Source organism: Streptomyces sp. NPDC057743 (assembly GCF_042798755.1).
In the GTDB taxonomy this organism is placed as follows: domain Bacteria; phylum Actinomycetota; class Actinomycetes; order Streptomycetales; family Streptomycetaceae; genus Streptomyces.
Map to the genome: position 1 here is coordinate 12,098 of NZ_JBHVJX010000062.1, position 15,712 is coordinate 27,809.

13 protein-coding genes are annotated in these 15,712 nt (G+C 74.0%); 10 read left to right on the forward strand and 3 right to left on the reverse strand.

The genetic code is table 11. The features are described from left to right. Positions 1-62 precede the first annotated feature (62 nt). Positions 63-1,109 (forward strand): zinc-binding alcohol dehydrogenase family protein, encoded by a 1,047-nt coding sequence (locus tag ACFVFQ_RS36660; RefSeq protein ID WP_383424711.1) that lies wholly within the window; start codon positions 63-65, stop codon positions 1,107-1,109. On the opposite strand, the gene ACFVFQ_RS36665 is transcribed toward ACFVFQ_RS36660, so the two are convergent. Then, positions 1,096-1,470, reverse strand: a complete 375-nt coding sequence (locus ACFVFQ_RS36665) for an MmcQ/YjbR family DNA-binding protein (RefSeq protein ID WP_383424713.1) — start codon at positions 1,468-1,470, stop codon at positions 1,096-1,098. The two genes, ACFVFQ_RS36660 and ACFVFQ_RS36665, sit on opposite strands and share 14 nt — an antisense overlap. 94 nt (positions 1,471-1,564) lie before the next feature. Beyond that, entirely contained in the window at positions 1,565-3,025 is a 1,461-nt protein-coding gene (locus ACFVFQ_RS36670) for an SDR family NAD(P)-dependent oxidoreductase (protein WP_383424715.1), read from the reverse strand. A 281-nt stretch (positions 3,026-3,306) separates the two neighbouring features. On the opposite strand from ACFVFQ_RS36670, the gene ACFVFQ_RS36675 reads away from it, so the two are divergent. The 4 genes from ACFVFQ_RS36675 to ACFVFQ_RS36690 all read left to right on the forward strand — a co-directional run bounded on the left by ACFVFQ_RS36675 (position 3,307) and on the right by ACFVFQ_RS36690 (position 9,240). Next, entirely contained in the window at positions 3,307-3,648 is a 342-nt protein-coding gene (locus ACFVFQ_RS36675; RefSeq protein ID WP_383424717.1) for a CU044_2847 family protein, read from the forward strand. Positions 3,649-3,827: 179 nt separating this feature from the next. Next, on the forward strand, positions 3,828-5,876 hold the full coding sequence (locus ACFVFQ_RS36680) for a SpoIIE family protein phosphatase (RefSeq protein ID WP_383424739.1): 2,049 nt from the start codon (positions 3,828-3,830) through the stop codon (positions 5,874-5,876). A 57-nt stretch (positions 5,877-5,933) separates the two neighbouring features. Beyond that, positions 5,934-6,707, forward strand: a complete 774-nt coding sequence (locus ACFVFQ_RS36685; protein WP_383424719.1) for a uracil-DNA glycosylase — start codon at positions 5,934-5,936, stop codon at positions 6,705-6,707. A gap of 97 nt (positions 6,708-6,804) precedes the next feature. Further along, entirely contained in the window at positions 6,805-9,240 is a 2,436-nt protein-coding gene (locus ACFVFQ_RS36690; RefSeq protein WP_383424721.1) for a SpoIIE family protein phosphatase, read from the forward strand. Between the two features lie 16 nt (positions 9,241-9,256). Here the strand turns inward: ACFVFQ_RS36690 and ACFVFQ_RS36695 are convergent, their stop codons facing one another. Continuing rightward, complete coding sequence (locus tag ACFVFQ_RS36695) at positions 9,257-10,675, reverse strand: tetratricopeptide repeat protein (RefSeq protein WP_383424723.1); 1,419 nt, start codon at positions 10,673-10,675, stop codon at positions 9,257-9,259. A 131-nt stretch (positions 10,676-10,806) separates the two neighbouring features. On the opposite strand from ACFVFQ_RS36695, the gene ACFVFQ_RS36700 reads away from it, so the two are divergent. The 5 genes from ACFVFQ_RS36700 (at position 10,807) to ACFVFQ_RS36720 (ending at position 14,803) form a co-directional block, all read left to right on the forward strand. Continuing rightward, entirely contained in the window at positions 10,807-11,988 is a 1,182-nt protein-coding gene (locus tag ACFVFQ_RS36700) for a CaiB/BaiF CoA transferase family protein (RefSeq protein WP_383424725.1), read from the forward strand. 194 nt (positions 11,989-12,182) lie between these two features. Next, positions 12,183-13,130, forward strand: a complete 948-nt coding sequence (locus ACFVFQ_RS36705) for a trypsin-like serine peptidase (protein WP_383424727.1) — start codon at positions 12,183-12,185, stop codon at positions 13,128-13,130. Positions 13,131-13,333: 203 nt separating this feature from the next. Then, entirely contained in the window at positions 13,334-14,209 is an 876-nt protein-coding gene (locus ACFVFQ_RS36710; protein ID WP_383424729.1) for an alkaline phosphatase family protein, read from the forward strand. A gap of 253 nt (positions 14,210-14,462) precedes the next feature. Then, on the forward strand, positions 14,463-14,624 hold the full coding sequence (locus tag ACFVFQ_RS36715; protein WP_383424732.1) for a hypothetical protein: 162 nt from the start codon (positions 14,463-14,465) through the stop codon (positions 14,622-14,624). After that, a complete protein-coding gene (locus ACFVFQ_RS36720) occupies positions 14,621-14,803 on the forward strand; it encodes a hypothetical protein (protein ID WP_383424735.1) in 183 nt (60 codons plus the stop codon). The genes ACFVFQ_RS36715 and ACFVFQ_RS36720 overlap by 4 nt, the downstream gene beginning before the upstream one ends. The last annotated feature ends 909 nt before the right edge of the window (positions 14,804-15,712 follow it).

Here is a 15,712-nt window from a genome sequence, read left to right on the forward strand (position 1 = left end):
ATCCGGCCAGGACCTGCGGCACCGCGTTTGCCGGGGTGCCGGGCCGGCGGGAGGCTGGGGGTATGGCGGGCGCCGGACGCCCGGAGACGTTGTCCGGGTGGGCCGTTGAGCGGCCGGGGCCGATGGCCTCGGGGCCGCTGACGGCGGTGCGCCGCCCCGTTCCGGCGCCCGGCCCCGGGGAACTGCTGGTGAGGGTGGAGGCTTGCGGTGTCTGTCGTACGGATCTGCATCTCGCTGAGGGTGATCTTCCGCCGCACCGGCCGGGCACCATACCGGGACACGAGATCGTGGGGCGGGTGGTGGCCGCGGATCCGGCGGTGACCCGCTTCGGCATCGGCGACCGGGTGGGCGGCGCCTGGCTCCGCGCCACCTGCGGCACGTGCCGCTACTGCCGGTCCGGCGCCGAGAACCTCTGCCCCGCCTCGCGGTACACCGGGTGGGACACGGACGGCGGCTTCGCCGACCTGACCCTGCTCCCGGCCGACTACGCCTACCCGCTGCCCGACTCCCAAGGCGCCGAGACGCTGGCCCCGTTGCTCTGCGCGGGGATCATCGGCTACCGGGCGCTGCGCCGGTCCGCGCTCCCACCGGGCGGGCGGCTGGGTATCTACGGCTTCGGTGGCTCGGCCCACCTGGCGGCCCAGGTCGCGGTGGCCGAGGGGGCCCGGGTCCATGTGCTCACCCGGTCCCCGCAGGCGCGCGAACTGGCCCGCGCCCTGGGCGCGGTGTCGGTCGGCGACGCCTACGACCGGCCGCCCGAACCGCTGGACTCGGCGATCCTCTTCGCGCCGGTGGGTGAGCTGGTGCCGGTGGCGCTGGCCGCGCTGGACCGCTCCGGGACGCTCGCGGTCGCCGGCATCCACCTCACCGACGTCCCGCCGCTCGACTACCAGGAACACCTCTTCTACGAGCGGAACTTGTGCAGCGTGACCGCCAACACCCGGCGCGACGGGCGGGAGTTCCTCCAGACCGCCGCGCGCATCGGCATCCGGGTCAGCACCGTGCGGTATCCGCTGGGCCGCGCCCCCGAGGCGCTCGCCGACCTCGCGGGCGACCGGGTCCAGGGGGCGGCGGTGCTGGTGCCGGACGGGGAGTTCAGCCCGTCGTGAGGTAGGCCGCGACCAGCTCGGCGGGGGCCGCCTGCTTCCAGGAGTCGACGAGGATGTCGCGGAGCTCGTCCCGGTCGTCGAGGGCGGCCAGCCGCACCCGGACCCAGTGCGAACTCGCCTCGTGCGGCGGCACCCAGAACTTCTCCGGCTCCGCCGCGATCAGCTCGCGGCGCTCGTGGATGGGGCACCGCACCGCGAACGAGGTCTCGTCGTCGGGCACGGTCAGGAACATCTTCCCGGCGACCCGGAAGGTGGGCATGCTCCACGCCTCCTTCTCCACGGTCTGCGGGAGGGAGAGCGCGATGCGCCGGACGTCGTGCGAGTCGAGCCCGGAGCCAGAGCCGGATGCGGTCGTGGTCACCCCACCAGGGTACGACCCGATGATCTCCGCCGGGCCCGGCGGGACGCCGCCCAGAGCCGCGTGGCGCCGCCCCGGTGCGGCGGCCGTCGGGGGCTCACCACGGGGACGGGGCGTAGTCCTTGAGGAAGCAGCCGTGCAGGTCCTCGCCCTGTTCGCCGCGGACGATCGGGTCGTAGACCCGGGCCGCGCCGTCCACCAGGTCCAGCGGGGCGTGGAAGCCCTCGTCGGCCAGGCGCATCTTCTCCGGGTGCGGGCGCTCGTCGGTGATCCAGCCGGTGTCGACCGCGGTCATCAGGATGCCGTCGGTCTGCAGCATCTCGCGGGCGCTGGTGCGGGTGAGCATGTTGAGCGCGGCCTTGGCCATGTTGGTGTGCGGGTGGCCGGCCCCCTTGTAGCCGCGGCTGAACTGGCCCTCCATCGCGGAGACGTTGACCACGTACTTGCGCCGGGCCGGGGAACTGGCCAGCGCCGGACGCAACTTGCTGACCAGGAGGAACGGCGCGGTCATGTTGCAGAGCTGGACCTCCAGCAGCTCCACCGGGTCGACCTCGTCCACCTTGTGTATCCAGCTGTTGCGCGCGTGCAGATCGGGCACCAGCCCGCCGGCGTCGATCGCGGTGCCCGCCTCGATCCGGGCCGGCGAGGCCGAACCGCTGGTCAGGGCAAGGGCGGTGAGGTGCTCGGCGGTCATCCGGTCGGCCTCGCCGGCCGTTATGGCGGGCAGTTCGGGGGCGCCGCTGCCGAAGCGGCCCAGGATGACCGGGGTGGGCAACTCCCCCGCGGGCAGCGGCGCGGACTCGGCCTCCACCAGCTTGCGGTACGCCTCGGGTGAACGGCGCACGGTCTGCGCGGCGTTGTTGATCAGGATGTCCAACGGGCCCTCGGCGCGCACCGACTCGGCGAGCGAGAGGACCTGCGACGGGTCGCGCAGGTCGATCCCGACGATCTTCAGTCGGTGCAGCCACTCGGCGCTGTCGGGCATCGCCGCGAAGCGCCGGACCGCGTCGTTGGGGAAGCGGGTGGTGATGGTGGTGTGCGCGCCGTCCCGCAGCAGGCGGAGCGCGATGTACATGCCGATCTTGGCGCGGCCCCCGGTGAGCAGCGCGCGCCGCCCCGTGAGGTCCGTCCTGGCCTCCCGGCGGGCCCGGTTCTCCTCCGCACAGGACGGGCAGAGCTGGTGGTAGAACGCGTCGACCTCGACGTACCGGTCCTTGCAGACGTAGCAGGAGCGGGGCCGCTCCAGGATGCCGGCGAGCTCCGTGGTCACCGAACTGGCCAGCGCGCGGCCCATCGTCTCGTCGTCGATCCGGTCCGCGGCGCCGGTGGCGGTGGCCTCGGTGACGGACTTGTCGTGGGCGGTCTTGGCGGCCCGGCGCTCCTGCCGGCGGCGGCGCTTGACCTCACGGAAGACGCCGGCGGTGGCCCGCCGTATGGCGATCGCGTCGGGGTGGTCCAGCGGCAGGGTGTCGAGCTCCTCCAAGACGCCGAGGCAGATCGCCATCCGCTCCGCGTCGATGCCTACGCCCTCGGCCCGGCCTTCTTCGGTCACCGTCATCGCCGCTGCCGCTTTCCTGGGTTCGTACGGTCTCGCCAGGCCGGCCGCCTCCGGCCCTCAAACCCTGTTCGAGCTTCGGCGGAACTTTACGTAGCGGCGGGCGCCTTAGCCAAACCGAGGGCGAGGAGGGGGCCGAGGCGTGGGGTGGGGGCGTGGGCCGAACCCACCCCCCTCCCTCGCGGAGCGTAGCGACCTTGCTACGCACGGGAGTTGAGCGCGCGGTCCCGGTGTTCGGCCCGTTCACCCCCGCTTGATCGCGGGCGATCGGCACAATGGGGACCGTGCCGAACCACGCTGAACTCACGCTCGCCGATGGGACGTCCATCCGCCTGGAGCTCGCGCCGGCGCAGGGTGCGCCCGGTCCGCCCGAGGCCGCTCAGGCCGCCGTCCTCGGGCTGGGGAAGGCGCCCGTCGCGGCCGCGCTGCGCACCACGCTCCACCCGCTGGGCCAGTTGCTCCAGGAGATCCATGACGCGGTCACCGCCGCCGAGCGGCTCCCGCCCGAGATGTCGGTGCAGTTCGGGGTGCAGATCGGCCAGGACCTCAAGCTGGGCATCGTCGGGGCCACCGGTCGGGCGTCCCTGACGGTCACCGCGACCTGGCGGCCGCAGCAGCCGGAGTGAGGGCGCGGGCGCGGGCCTACCGGGCCGGTGCCCGGCGCCCGCCCGCGGTCTCCGGCGGGACTGCTGGTCGACGCCCGGCGGCGTAACGTCAGCACTGTGCCGTGGCTGTGGGCAGGTGCGCCGTGACGACGACCCGTGGGGCCGGGGAGGTCTCGCTGGGTCAGGAGCTGCTGCGGGCGATGGCGGACACCGGGGCCTCGGCCGCCATGGTCTACGAGCTGGCCCCGGACGCCCCGGTGCTGCGGCTGATGGCGCTGAGCGGCCTCCCGCCGCCGGTGCTGGCCCCGTGGCGCCGGATCGCGCTGGCGGCGCCGATCCCGGTCGCGGTGGCCGCGCGCCGGCAGTGCCTGGTGTGGGCGGCCGGCCACCAGCAGTTGGCCCGGGACTTTCCCCGCACGGCGGTGGCGCTGCCGTACGACTTCGCGCTGGGTGCGGCGCCGCTGGACGACGGGTCCGGGTGCCGGGGCGCGGCGGTGTTGTTGTGGCCGGCCGGGCACGCGCCGGAGCTGTCGCCCGCCGAGCGCGCCGCGTTCGCGGGCGCCTGTCGGCGGCTGGCCGCGCTGCTGCCCGTGGGGCGGAGCCCGGACGGGCCGCTGGTGGTGCCCAGGCCCCCGGCCCGTATCACCGGCCCGGACGAGGCGCGGGCCGCAGTGGACTTCGTGGAGCGGCTGCCGGGCGGCGGCTGTGCGCTCGATCTGGAGGGGCGGATCACGATGCTCAGCACCGGCGCGACGGAGCTGCTGGGCGCGGGGCCGGCGCAGTTGTTGGGCGCGCGGCCGTGGGAGGCGCTGCCGTGGCTCGGCGGCCCGGTCTTCGAGGACCGGTGTCGGGCCGCGGTGCTCAGCCGCCGCCCCGCCTCGTTCACCGCCTGCCGGCCGCCGGAGCAGTGGCTGACGTTCCGGCTGTTCCCGGACGGGCGGGGGGTGAGCGTGTGGTTCGGCGCCGCGGACGAGGAGCAGGACCCGGCCGCGCGCTGGCCGGCGGAGACGCTGCCAGTGCGGGCCACGCAGATGTACCACGTGCTGCACCTGGCGGCGGCGCTCACCGAGACGGTGGGCGTCCAGGACGTCACGGACCTGTTCGCCGAGCAGATCGTGCCGGCGTTCGGCGCCCAGGCGATGTTGATGTACGCGGCGGAGGCGGGCCGGCTGCGGACCGTCGGTCAGCGCGGGTACCCGCCGGAGGCCGTGGAGGCGTTCGAGGGCATCCCGTTGAGCGCCGCGCAGAGTCCCGCGGTGCGCGCCCTGGCCACCGGCGAGCCGAGCTTCTTCAACTCCCTGGAGGAGACCGAGCGGCAGTTCCCCGGGCTGGGGAAGCTGACCGGGATGGCGGCCCGGGCGGTGCTGCCGCTGATCGTCTCCGGCCGCCCGGTCGGCTGCTGCATCCTGGCCTACCGGCATCCGCGGACCTTCACCCCGGAGGAGCGCCAGGTGCTGACCTCGCTGGCCGGGCTGATGGCGCAGGCCCTGGACCGGGCGTTCCTCTACGACGCCAAGCAGCAGCTGGCGCACGAGTTGCAGGCGGGGCTGCTGCCGCGCGGGCTGCCGCCGGTGAAGGGGCTGTCGGTCGCCGCGCGCTATCTGCCGTCGACCCGCGGGATGGACATCGGCGGCGACTTCTACGACCTGATCCGGCTCGACGAGCACCAGGTGGCCGCGGTCATCGGCGACGTCCAGGGGCACAACGCGGCGGCCGCCGCGCTGATGGGCCAGGCCCGCACCGCGGTGCACGCGTACGCGACGGCCGGCGCGGCCCCGGACGAGGTGCTGGCCCGCACCAACCGGCTGCTGGCCGACCTGGACCCGGACCTGTTCACCAGCTGCCTCTACGTCCACCTCGACCTGCGCACCCACCTGGCCTGGCTGGCCAGCGCCGGCCATCCGCCGCCGGTGCTGCGCCACCCCGACGGGCGCGCGGACGTGCTGCGGGTGCCGCCCGGCATGCTGCTGGGCGTGGCGACCGGGACCCGTTACACGGCCACCACGGTCGCCCTGCCGCCCGGTGCGGTGCTGGCGCTCTACACCGACGGGCTGGTCGAGCGGCCGGGCGCGGACCTGGACGACGGGGTGGCGGCGCTGGCCGCCGACCTCACCGCGGCGGGGCCGGTGGACCTCGACGGCGTCGCCAACGTCCTCCTCACCCGGCGCGGCATCCACGCCGAGCGGCTGGACGACGTGGCGTTGCTGCTGCTCTCGCCCACGGCCGACGGGCGGGGTGACGACGGATGACCCGGTATACCGGGGGGCGGCGCGCCGATGGGCGGCGCCCGGAGAGGAGGGGTGCGGATGCGTGGGGAGCGAGGCGGGGCGCCGGTCGGTACGCAGGCGCCCGGGTATCCGGCCGAGCGGGCGCCGCGCTGCGGCGGGCTGCCGGAGCTGGACGCCGCGGTGGTGGAGTGCCGGGCCTGTCCCCGGCTGGTGGCCTGGCGGGAGCGGGTGGGCGCGGAGCGGCGGGCGGCGTTCCGGGACTGGGAGTACTGGGCCCGTCCGGTGCCGGGCTTCGGGCCTGCGGACGCGGCGTTGGCGGTGGTGGGCCTGGCGCCGGCCGCGCACGGCGGCAACCGCACCGGCCGGATGTTCACCGGCGACGCCTCCGGGGACTTCCTGTTCGCGGCGCTGCACGCGGTGGGCCTGGCCTCGCAGCCGACCGCCACGCACCGGGGCGACGGGCTGGAGTTGTACGGGGTGCGGGTCACCGCGCCGGTGCACTGCGCGCCGCCGCAGAACCGGCCGACCTCGGGCGAGCGGGACGCCTGCCGGCCGTGGCTGGCGGCGGAGCTGGGGCTGCTGGCGCCGGGGTTGCGGGCGGTGGTGGCGCTGGGTGGGTTCGGGTGGCAGGCGCTGTGGCCGGTGTTGGGCGCGGCGGGCTGGTCGGTGCCGCGGCCCCGGCCGGTGTTCGGCCACGGCGCGGAGGTGACCCTACCGGCCGTCGGGGGGCGCGGGGAGCTGCGGGTGCTGGGTTGTTACCACCCGAGTCAGCGGAACACCTTCACCGGCAGGCTCACCCCGGGCATGCTGGTCGACCTGCTCACCCGGGCCCGGGAACTCGCCGGGCTGTGAGACGGGGCGAACGGCCAGGGGCCAGTAGCCTCATATGGGGTAAATAGCGCATATAACACATTCACCCGGCTCGTCCGGCAGAGACGGAACGGCTCAGATGGTGGACTTCGAGGAGCACGGCCCCGCACGACGGCAGGCACCGCTCGACCTCGCCGGTGCCGCCCTGGTGCTGTGCGACGCCCGCGGCCGCGTGGAGAGCTGGCCGGAGGGCGCCGAACGGCTCCTGGGCCACCCGGCCGCCGACGTGGTGGGGCGGACCGCCGCGGCCCTGCTGGCACCCGACGACGCGGCGCGACTGCCCGCGATCGCCGCGGAGTGCCGGACGCAGGGCGGCTGGAGCGGCACCGTCACCGCCCGGCACAAGGACGGCGGACCGGTCGAGGTCACGGTGCAGTTGGCCCGGGCCGTCGACGGCACGGGGACCGCGCACTGGCTGGCGGTGGCCACCCAGGCGTCGGTCTTCCCGGGGCGGGAGATGAGCCGGGCGGTGCTGGAGCAACTGCTGCTCCAGACGCCGGTCGGGATGGCCGTGGTCGACACCGACCTGCGGTTCGTGTGGTCGAACGTGGCGCTGGAGCGGTTCGGCGGCGGCCCGGCCCGGGAGCGGATCGGGCGGCGGCTGGCCGAGGTCCAACCGGGCCTGGACGCACAGGCGCTGGAGGCGCAGATGCGGCGGGTCCTGGAGAGCGGCGAACCGGTCCTGGGCTACGAGCACATCGGCCGCCCCCAGTCGGAGCCGCACCACGAACGCGCCCACGCGATGTCCTTCGTCCGGCTCGACAACGGCGACGGCCGCCCCATCGGCGTCTGCTACACCGTCATCGACATCACCGAGCGGTACCGCAACCGCCAGCGGCTGATCCTGCTGGACCGGGCCGGCACCGCCATCGGCCAGAGCCTGGACGTGCTGCGCACCGCCCAGGAGCTCGCCGACGTCGCGGTGCCCGACCTCGCCGACTTCGTCACCGTCGACCTGCTGGACTCGGTGATCCGGGGCGGCGACCCGCTGACCGGGCCGCCCGGCGACGCGGACCGGGTCGCGCTGCGCCGCGGCGGCCAGCAGTCCGCCCGGGCGGGCATCCCCGAGGCGGTCGTCGGCGTAGGGGACCTGGCGTCGTACCACTCCTGGTCCCCGCCCATCCGGGCGCTGGTCGAGGGCAAGCCGTGGCGGATGGAGTGGCTGGACCCGCACGGCCAGGAGTGGGCCGCGGACGTGCCCGGCGGCCGGCGCCGGGCGCTGCGCGAACAGGGCCTGCACACCGCGATGGTGGTCCCGATCCGGGCCCGCGGCACGACGATGGGTGTCACCAGCTTCTTCCGCGGCGCGCGCGGCGAACCGTTCGGCCCCGACGACCTGCGGCTGGCCGAGGAGTTCGTGGCCCGGGCCGCGGTCTGCCTGGACAACGCCCGCCGCTACACCCGGGAACGGGAGGCGGCGCTCACCCTCCAGCGCAGCCTGCTGCCGCAGGGCGTGCTGGACCACAGCGCGCTGTCGCTGGCCACCCGTTACCGGCCCGCCGACGAACTGGCCGGCGTGGGCGGCGACTGGTTCGACGTGATCCCGCTGTCCGGGGCGCGGCTGGCGCTGGTGGTGGGCGAGGTGCGCGGGCACGGCATCGGCGCGATCGCCACGATGGGGCGGCTGCGCACCGCCGTGCAGACCCTGGCCGCCCTGGACCTGCGCCCGGAGGAGCTGCTGGCCCACCTCGACGACCTGGTCGGCCGGGTGTCGGAGGAGGGCGGCCAGGGCGCGGACGCCGGCGCGGTGGGCACCAGTTGCCTCTACGCGGTCTACGACCCGGTCGGCCGGTGCTTCACCGCGGCCAGCGCCGGACACCCGCCGCCGGTCATCGTCACCCCCGACGGCACCGCCGCCTTCGCCGAGTTGCCGGTCGGCCCCCAACTGGGCGTCAGCGGGCTGCCGTTCGAGGCCGTCGAGGTGGCCGTCAAGGAGGACAGCGTGCTGGCGCTCTACACCGACGGGCTGCTGGCCGGCGCGGGCCCCGGGCCGGGCGAATGGGCCAAGGAGCGGCTGCTGCACGCACTCGCCGCGCCGGACGAGTCGCTGGACGCGCTGTGCGAGTCGGTCATCGGCGCCCTGGTGCCGCGTCGGCAGCACGACGACATCACGCTGCTGCTGGCCCGGACCCGCGGTCTGGCCCCGGACCGGTTCGCCTCCTGGGAGTTGGCGGCGGACCCGGCCGTGGTGGGGCGCGCCCGCGAGATGGCCGCCCGGCAGCTGGCCGAATGGGAGCTGCCGGAGCTGGAGTTCACCACCGAGCTGGTGGTCAGCGAGCTGGTCACCAACGCGATCCGGTACGGGTCGGGGCCGATCCGGCTGCGGTTGATCCTGGAGCACACCCTGATCTGCGAGGTGTGCGACGGCTCCAGTACCTCCCCGTACCTGCGGCATCCGCGGACGACCGACGAGGGGGGCCGGGGCCTGTTCCTGATCTCCCAGTTCACCCACCGCTGGGGCACCCGCTACACCACCGACGGCAAGGTGATCTGGGCGGAGCAACTGCTGAGTTGAGCCGCCCCGGCACGCCTCAGACCGTGCCCACCCTGCCGGCCGCCTGGACGCGCGCCCGCTCCCGGGCCGCCGCCGCGCGCTCCGGGTCGCCCACCCGCTCCGCCAACCGGGCCTTGGCCGACCAGTTGTAGGGGCAGATCGGGCGGAGCCGGTTGCGCTCGCTGAGCAGGGTGCCGGCCAGTGCGTGCCGGTCGGCCCGGAGCGCGGCCTCGACCAGGGTGCGCTGGACCGCGTCGCGCTGGGCGTGGCTGCCGCCGAAGTCGTTCAGCCGGTGCCGGATCGGCAGCAGCAGGTCGGTGGCGGCGGCGAAGTCCCGCCGGCCGTAGGCGAGCAGGGCCCGGCAGACGGGCAGGCCGACGTCGGCGGTCATCGCGCGGTTGGCGGGCGCGGGGCCGGCCGGAGTGGCCGCCAGCCAGCGCTCGCGGTCCGCGATGAGGTGCTCGGCCCGCGCCAGGCGGCCCGCGCCGACGTACGCCATCACCGCGTGGGCGTCATTGAAGGCGTAGTGCGGGCCGTCGTCCCGGCGCTCCCAGGCGTCGGCGACGGCCGTCCAGCGGGTGCCCTGGTCGTCGCCGGCGAGGTACAGCCGCCACAACAGGGCCGCGGCGTCGATGAGTTCCATGGCCACATCGCCGGAGTCCGCGTGGTGTACCGCGGCGTCGTAGATCTCCAGGACGCGGGCGGTGTCGCCGGTCTCCAGGGTGTAGAGGGCGTAGTGCCACCAGTTGTGGACGGTGAGCAGGGTGCCCTCGGACCAGGAGTCGGCGCGGGCGTCCAGGAAGCGCGCGCCGTCGAGGAACCGGCCGCGCATCTCGTAGGTGTGCGCGACGCCGTGGATGCCCCAGACGTCATGCGGATGCCGCTCCAGGGCGGCCAGGCCGGTCTGTTCGGCGTGTTCGTAGTGGCCGTTCTCCTCCAGGCCGAAGGTGTACATGCCGAGCAGCGGGCCGTAGTGCGGATCGTCCTCGTCCCAGGCGTCGAGCGCGCCGCCGATCCGGTCGCGCAGCCGCAGCGCGTCGCCGGTGAGGAAGTCGTGGTGGTGGCCGGCGAAGAGGGCCAGCAGGTCGCGGGGGTGGGCGACGGCGATCTCGCCGAGGACCCGGCCGGCGGTGCGGTAGTCGCCGTCCAACCAGGCGCCGGCGGCGGCCAGATGCATCCGCTCGCGCGGGGTGAGGCGGTCGGTGTCGAGGTCGGCGCGGAAGGCGGTGAAGGTCTCCCGGGCGGCCGCGGCGGCCTGCTCCTCGGTGCCCAGCACGCCCAAGTAGGCGGCGAGCGCGTGCCCAACGGGCGAGCGGGGCGCGGCGGCCAGCAACGCCTTGCTGGTCTCCTCGATCCTGGGACGGAAGAACAGCAGGTCGTCCAGGGCCTGTTCGTAGTGGCCGAGGGCCTCGGCGCCGGTGTCGGTCATGGCGTGCCCGTGCCGGTCGGCTGTCATGGTGACTCCTGCGGATGCGTGGGGGTGCCACCGGATCCCTGCCGGATCCGGGGATCCGTCGGTCGGATCCACGCGCACATAGGTACCCCCACCGGCCGCGCCAGCCCCGTCTTTTGAAGAAAGGTCCGATCATGCCCCCTCTCCCCCTGGACGGCATCACCGTGGTCGCGCTCGAACAGGCCGTCGCGGCGCCCTTCGCCACCCGTCAACTCGCCGACCTCGGCGCCCGGGTCATCAAGGTGGAGCGCCCCGGGACCGGCGACTTCGCCCGCGGCTACGACGAGACGGTGCACGGGATGTCCAGCCACTTCGTCTGGCTCAACCGCAACAAGGAGTCGATCGCGCTGGACGCCAAGAGCCCCGGGGACGCGGCGGTGCTGCGGCGGCTGATCGCCCGCGCCGACGTCTTCGTGCAGAACCTCGCGCCGGGCGCCGCCGACCGACTGGGCCTGTCCGCCGGGGAGTTGCTGGCGGCACACCCCCGGCTGGTGGTGTGCGGCATCTCCGGCTACGGGACCGGCGGCCCCTACGAGCAGGAGAAGGCGTACGACCTGCTGGTGCAGTGCGAGGCCGGGGCGATGTCGCTGACCGGCACCGAGCGGGAACCGGCCAAGATCGGCATCCCGGTGGCCGACATCGCCGCCGGGACGTACGCCTACAGCGGCATCCTGACCGCCCTCTACGAGCGCGAACGGACCGGCCGGGGCGGCGCGTTCGAGGTGTCGATGCTGGAGGCGCTGGGCGAATGGATGGGCTATCCGACCTACTTCACCCGCTACGGGGGCAGCACCCCGCCCCGCTCCGGCGCCGAGCACGCCGCGATCGCCCCCTACGGGCCGTACCCGGCGGCGGACGGCACCCGGATCTTCCTCGGCGTCCAGAACGAGCGGGAGTGGCGGGCGTTCTGCGAGGAGGTGCTGCGGCGGCCGGAGTTGGCGACCGACCCGCGGTTCGCCCGGAACTCGGCGCGGGTCGCCAACCGGGCGGCGCTGCGGGAGCGGATCGAGGAGTCGTTCGGCGCGCTGCCGGCCGAGGAGATCGAACGGCGGCTGGCCGGCGCCCGGATCGCCCACGGACGGCTGCGGGACGTCGCGGAGTTCACCAACCATCCGCAGCTCGCCGCCCGGGACCGCTGGCGCACCGTGGACTCCCCCGTCGGCCCGCTCCGGGCGCTGCTGCCGCCGGTCACCGTCGCCGGCCGGGAGCCCCGGATGGACCGCATCCCGGCCCTGGACGAGGACCGGGAGCGCATCCTGGCGGAACTCGACGACACGGCCGGGCAAACGGGCGGGGGCGCCACGGAGAACGGATGACGCCCCCTCTGGTCAGCCGGCCGACACCGTACGACCATGTCGGCCTGGGCCGCGTCCGATTGGGCGGGCGGGCCCCTTTCACCGCGACCGCCGGGCGGTGAGCCGGTGTCCCCCACCCCGGCACCGCACCCGGACCGCACGGCCCCGACCGCATCCCGTCGTGCACGTCGTCTCCCCCCGAAAGGAAACCGACCATGGGCAGACCCCTGGCCGCCCGCGGGCGCCCCGCTCCCGTGCCGCTCGCCGCCCTGTTCGTGCTCGTGCTGGCGCTGCTCGCGGTGCCGGCGCCGCCCGCGCACGCCGCCGGCGACCCGGCCTCCGACGTCGACGCGTACTGGACCGCGCACCGCATGGAGGCCGCCGAACCCGTGGTGGACAAGGGCGCGTTGGCCCCGGCGACGGCGACCGCCCCGCCGGTGCCGCCCAGTCACCCCTTCCAGGGACTGCCCCAAGTGGGCACGTTCTTCTGGACGGACGGCACCAACACCGGCCGGTTCTGCGGCGGAACGGTGCTGCGCAGCCCGCACCGCGACCTCGTGCTCACCGCCGGGCACTGCCTGCGCTCCCCCGACCCGAAGAAGTACCTCTCCTTCGTGCCGCAGTACCACGACGGCCACAAGCCGCACGGCATCTACCCGGTCCAACGGATCTACCTCGACCAGCACTACTACGACCTCGGCACGGACGGCGGCGCCCGCTGGGACTACGCGGTCGTCAAGGTCGGCCCCCGCGAGGACGGCGCCCGCGTCCAGCAAGTGACCGGCGGCTTCGACCTGCTCGCCTACCCCGGCTACGACCACCCCCGGGTCCGGCTCGTCGGCTACCCCGGCAGCGACGACGCCCACTACCCCGAGCCGCTGGACTGCTCCTCGTCCACCCACCGCTACACCAGCACCGACCCGGCCGCCCCCGGCGACTTCCTGGAGATCCCCTGCGCCGGCTACGTCGGCGGCACCTCCGGAGGGCCGTTCCTGGTACGGGACTCCCACGGCTACGCCGTGATCGGCGTGATCGGCGGCTACCACACCGGCGGGGACACCCCGGACATCTCGTACAGCTCGTACTTCACCGTCGACACCCTGCTGCTGTACCTGCACGCGGCGCACGGCGACACCCCCGCGGCGCCACGGACCGGGGTCTGACGCCCCGGCACATGCGACGGACCGCCCGGGCTCTGGAGGGCTCCGGCACCTGGGCGGTCCGAACTCCCCACCCAGTTCCAGGCGTTCGCCTGTTCTTCACCCTCCGGACGCGGCCGAATCCGTGCGGCGGCTTCTAGGGTTACCGCGCCCCTCCCCCGCACGCCCGTCGTCGTACGCCCGTCGCTTCCGTCCGGAGGACAGTCATGACCGCAGTCAACGCGCGCAAGCGCACCCGGCGTTCCCTCGTCGCGCTGGCCGCCGCCTCGCTCGGGTTGTGGGCCACCACCGGCGCCACCGCGAGCGCAGGGACCACCGGGCTCCCGGCCCCCGACCACGTGGTCGTGGTGGTACTGGAGAACCACGCCTACGACGAGGTCATCGGCAGTTCCGACGCCCCCTATCTGAACTCCCTCAAGGCGGGCGGCGCCGACCTGACCCAGTCGCACGCCCTGACCCACCCCAGCGAGCCCAACTACTACATGCTGTTCTCCGGCTCCAAGCAGGGGCGCACCGACGACAGTTGCGTCCCGGTCGGTTCGATGACCGCGCCCAACCTGGCCTCCGAGCTGATCGCCGCCGGCAAGAGCTGGGCCAGCTACAACGAGGGCCTGCCGGAACAGGGGTCGACGGTGTGCAGCAGCGGGCGGTACGCGCAAAAGCACAACCCGTGGTTCGGCTTCGGCAACGTGCCGACCGACACCGCGCAGACCTTCGACCAGTTCCCGTCGGACTACGCCACCCTGCCGAAGGTCTCGTTCGTCATCCCTGACCTGTGCAACGACATGCACGACTGCTCGGTGGCCACCGGCGACGGCTGGCTCAAGGAGAACCTCGCCGGCTACGCGGAGTGGGCCAAGAGCCACAACAGCATCCTCGCCGTCACCTTCGACGAGGACGACGGGCAGTCCGGCAACCGCATCCCGACGCTCTTCTACGGCGCGCACGTGGCCCCCGGCAGCACCACCGGCACCACCTACAACCACTACAACGTCCTGCGCACGGTGGAGGACCTGGCCGGACTCACCACCCACGCCGGCAACGCCGCCGCGGCGGCCGACATCACCGGCATCTGGAACTGACGCCGGTGCACCACGCGGACTCCCGTCCGCCGACCCGGCACCCGGCCCCGTAGCGCCGCCGTGCCCAGCGCGGTGCTGGCGCTCGGCGCGGTCAGCCTGATCACCGACGTCTCCGCGGAGATGGGCAACGTGCTCCTCCCGCTGTACGTCTTCGCTGCGCTCGGCTTCGGACTGTTGGACGGCCTCAACGACGGGGGCACTGCGCCGGCTCGCTGGGGGCCACCTCCCGGACGGCGGCGAGTGCCGAGACAAGGTGGCCGCCGGGGTCGGGTACGACCTGTCGGCGGGGTGCAAGCCGCTGCTGCTGTTCCCTCGGGGCCTGCCGGCGATCGGCGCCGTGTTGGCCATGGACCGGGCCGGCAAGGGGCTGCACACCCCGCCCCGGGACGCGATGATCTCACTGGCTCTGCTATGACGCTGTGCACCGCGCTGCTCGGCCTCACCACCGTCAGCGATGCCTTCCCCTACCTCTCCAGCTCGAACTCGGGCCTGTTCCCACTGCTGCCGCTCGGCACCGCCGCGGTCTTCTTCCTGGCCGGCCACGCCGCGCTGCTCCTAGCGTACGGGCCAAGTCATGTCCGGACGATCATGTGACTGCTTGGTGACCAGCTGTCAGGCGGGCGTGTCTTTGCACCTGGCCTCGGACACGGCCTTGGCGGCGATCGATTGGCGCTTGTTCCTCCCAAGAGCGGGGATCCAGCCCAGCCGCAGGCCGATCGGCCCGGCGCGGCATCCCACCGGAAGTGGGCCATGTCGAGAAGTGGCAACTGGCCTTGGGCATGGGCGACGAGACCTAGCCCTGGGAGCGTTGCGGCCCCCTCGCCGTGGCCGACGGCGACACCGCAGCCTTCCGGCTCGACCTGGAAGCGCACGGTCTGCACTACGTGGTGGGCAGCTCGACCACCGTCACTGCACATCCACCACACGACGCACGGCCGCACACCCCGTCCCACGTCGACCGCGGGAGCCCACCCCAGTCTGCGTATCCCCAAGGCGCCCAAGATGCGTGAGAGAGCTGGTCATCGCGGCCGGGAAACAGGCCGCCCGGCCCGCGCGGTGGCGGGAGGGCTCCCGTCCCGGCACCGGTCGCAGCGGTTTCAGGCGCGTGTACTCGCGGTTCATGGCACTGCGGGTCCGGCCTGCTGGACGCGTGATCCGCAAGGCCATGGACTGCCCGGAACCACCTGTCTGCTGGCTGCTGGCAGAGTGGCCCGCCACCGAGCTTTGGAGGCCGCACCTGGAACGGCTGGCACCATCACGTCACCCTCGTCTCCGCCGGCCATGCCTTCTGCACACCCCTGCCACTGACCCAGACTCCAAAAGAATGAACTTCTTCAACTCGGCCACTGATCGGGGGATGGTTGGTGGCCCGTAACAGGCGAGGCTCTCGGACTGTTGAGCGGGATGCCTCACGTCCCAACTCTTCATCCAGAGGGCCTCGTTGGTTACCTATCCTTGCGCACTGGACCTGCCACATGCACTCGTGGAGTGGGTCACGATGCT

What these genes read in the sequence shown, in the direction of transcription:
- ACFVFQ_RS36660 (WP_383424711.1), top strand. Translation starts at nt 63, where the DNA reads ATGGCGGGCGCCGGACGCCCGGAGACGTTGTCCGGGTGGGCCGTTGAG.
- ACFVFQ_RS36670 (WP_383424715.1), bottom strand. Translation starts at nt 3,025, where the DNA reads ATGACGGTGACCGAAGAAGGCCGGGCCGAGGGCGTAGGCATCGACGCG.
- ACFVFQ_RS36680 (WP_383424739.1), top strand. Translation starts at nt 3,828, where the DNA reads ATGGCGGACACCGGGGCCTCGGCCGCCATGGTCTACGAGCTGGCCCCG.
- ACFVFQ_RS36685 (WP_383424719.1), top strand. Translation starts at nt 5,934, where the DNA reads ATGCGTGGGGAGCGAGGCGGGGCGCCGGTCGGTACGCAGGCGCCCGGG.
- ACFVFQ_RS36690 (WP_383424721.1), top strand. Translation starts at nt 6,805, where the DNA reads ATGGTGGACTTCGAGGAGCACGGCCCCGCACGACGGCAGGCACCGCTC.
- ACFVFQ_RS36695 (WP_383424723.1), bottom strand. Translation starts at nt 10,675, where the DNA reads ATGACAGCCGACCGGCACGGGCACGCCATGACCGACACCGGCGCCGAG.
- ACFVFQ_RS36700 (WP_383424725.1), top strand. Translation starts at nt 10,807, where the DNA reads ATGCCCCCTCTCCCCCTGGACGGCATCACCGTGGTCGCGCTCGAACAG.
- ACFVFQ_RS36705 (WP_383424727.1), top strand. Translation starts at nt 12,183, where the DNA reads ATGGGCAGACCCCTGGCCGCCCGCGGGCGCCCCGCTCCCGTGCCGCTC.
- ACFVFQ_RS36710 (WP_383424729.1), top strand. Translation starts at nt 13,334, where the DNA reads ATGACCGCAGTCAACGCGCGCAAGCGCACCCGGCGTTCCCTCGTCGCG.
- ACFVFQ_RS36720 (WP_383424735.1), top strand. Translation starts at nt 14,621, where the DNA reads ATGACGCTGTGCACCGCGCTGCTCGGCCTCACCACCGTCAGCGATGCC.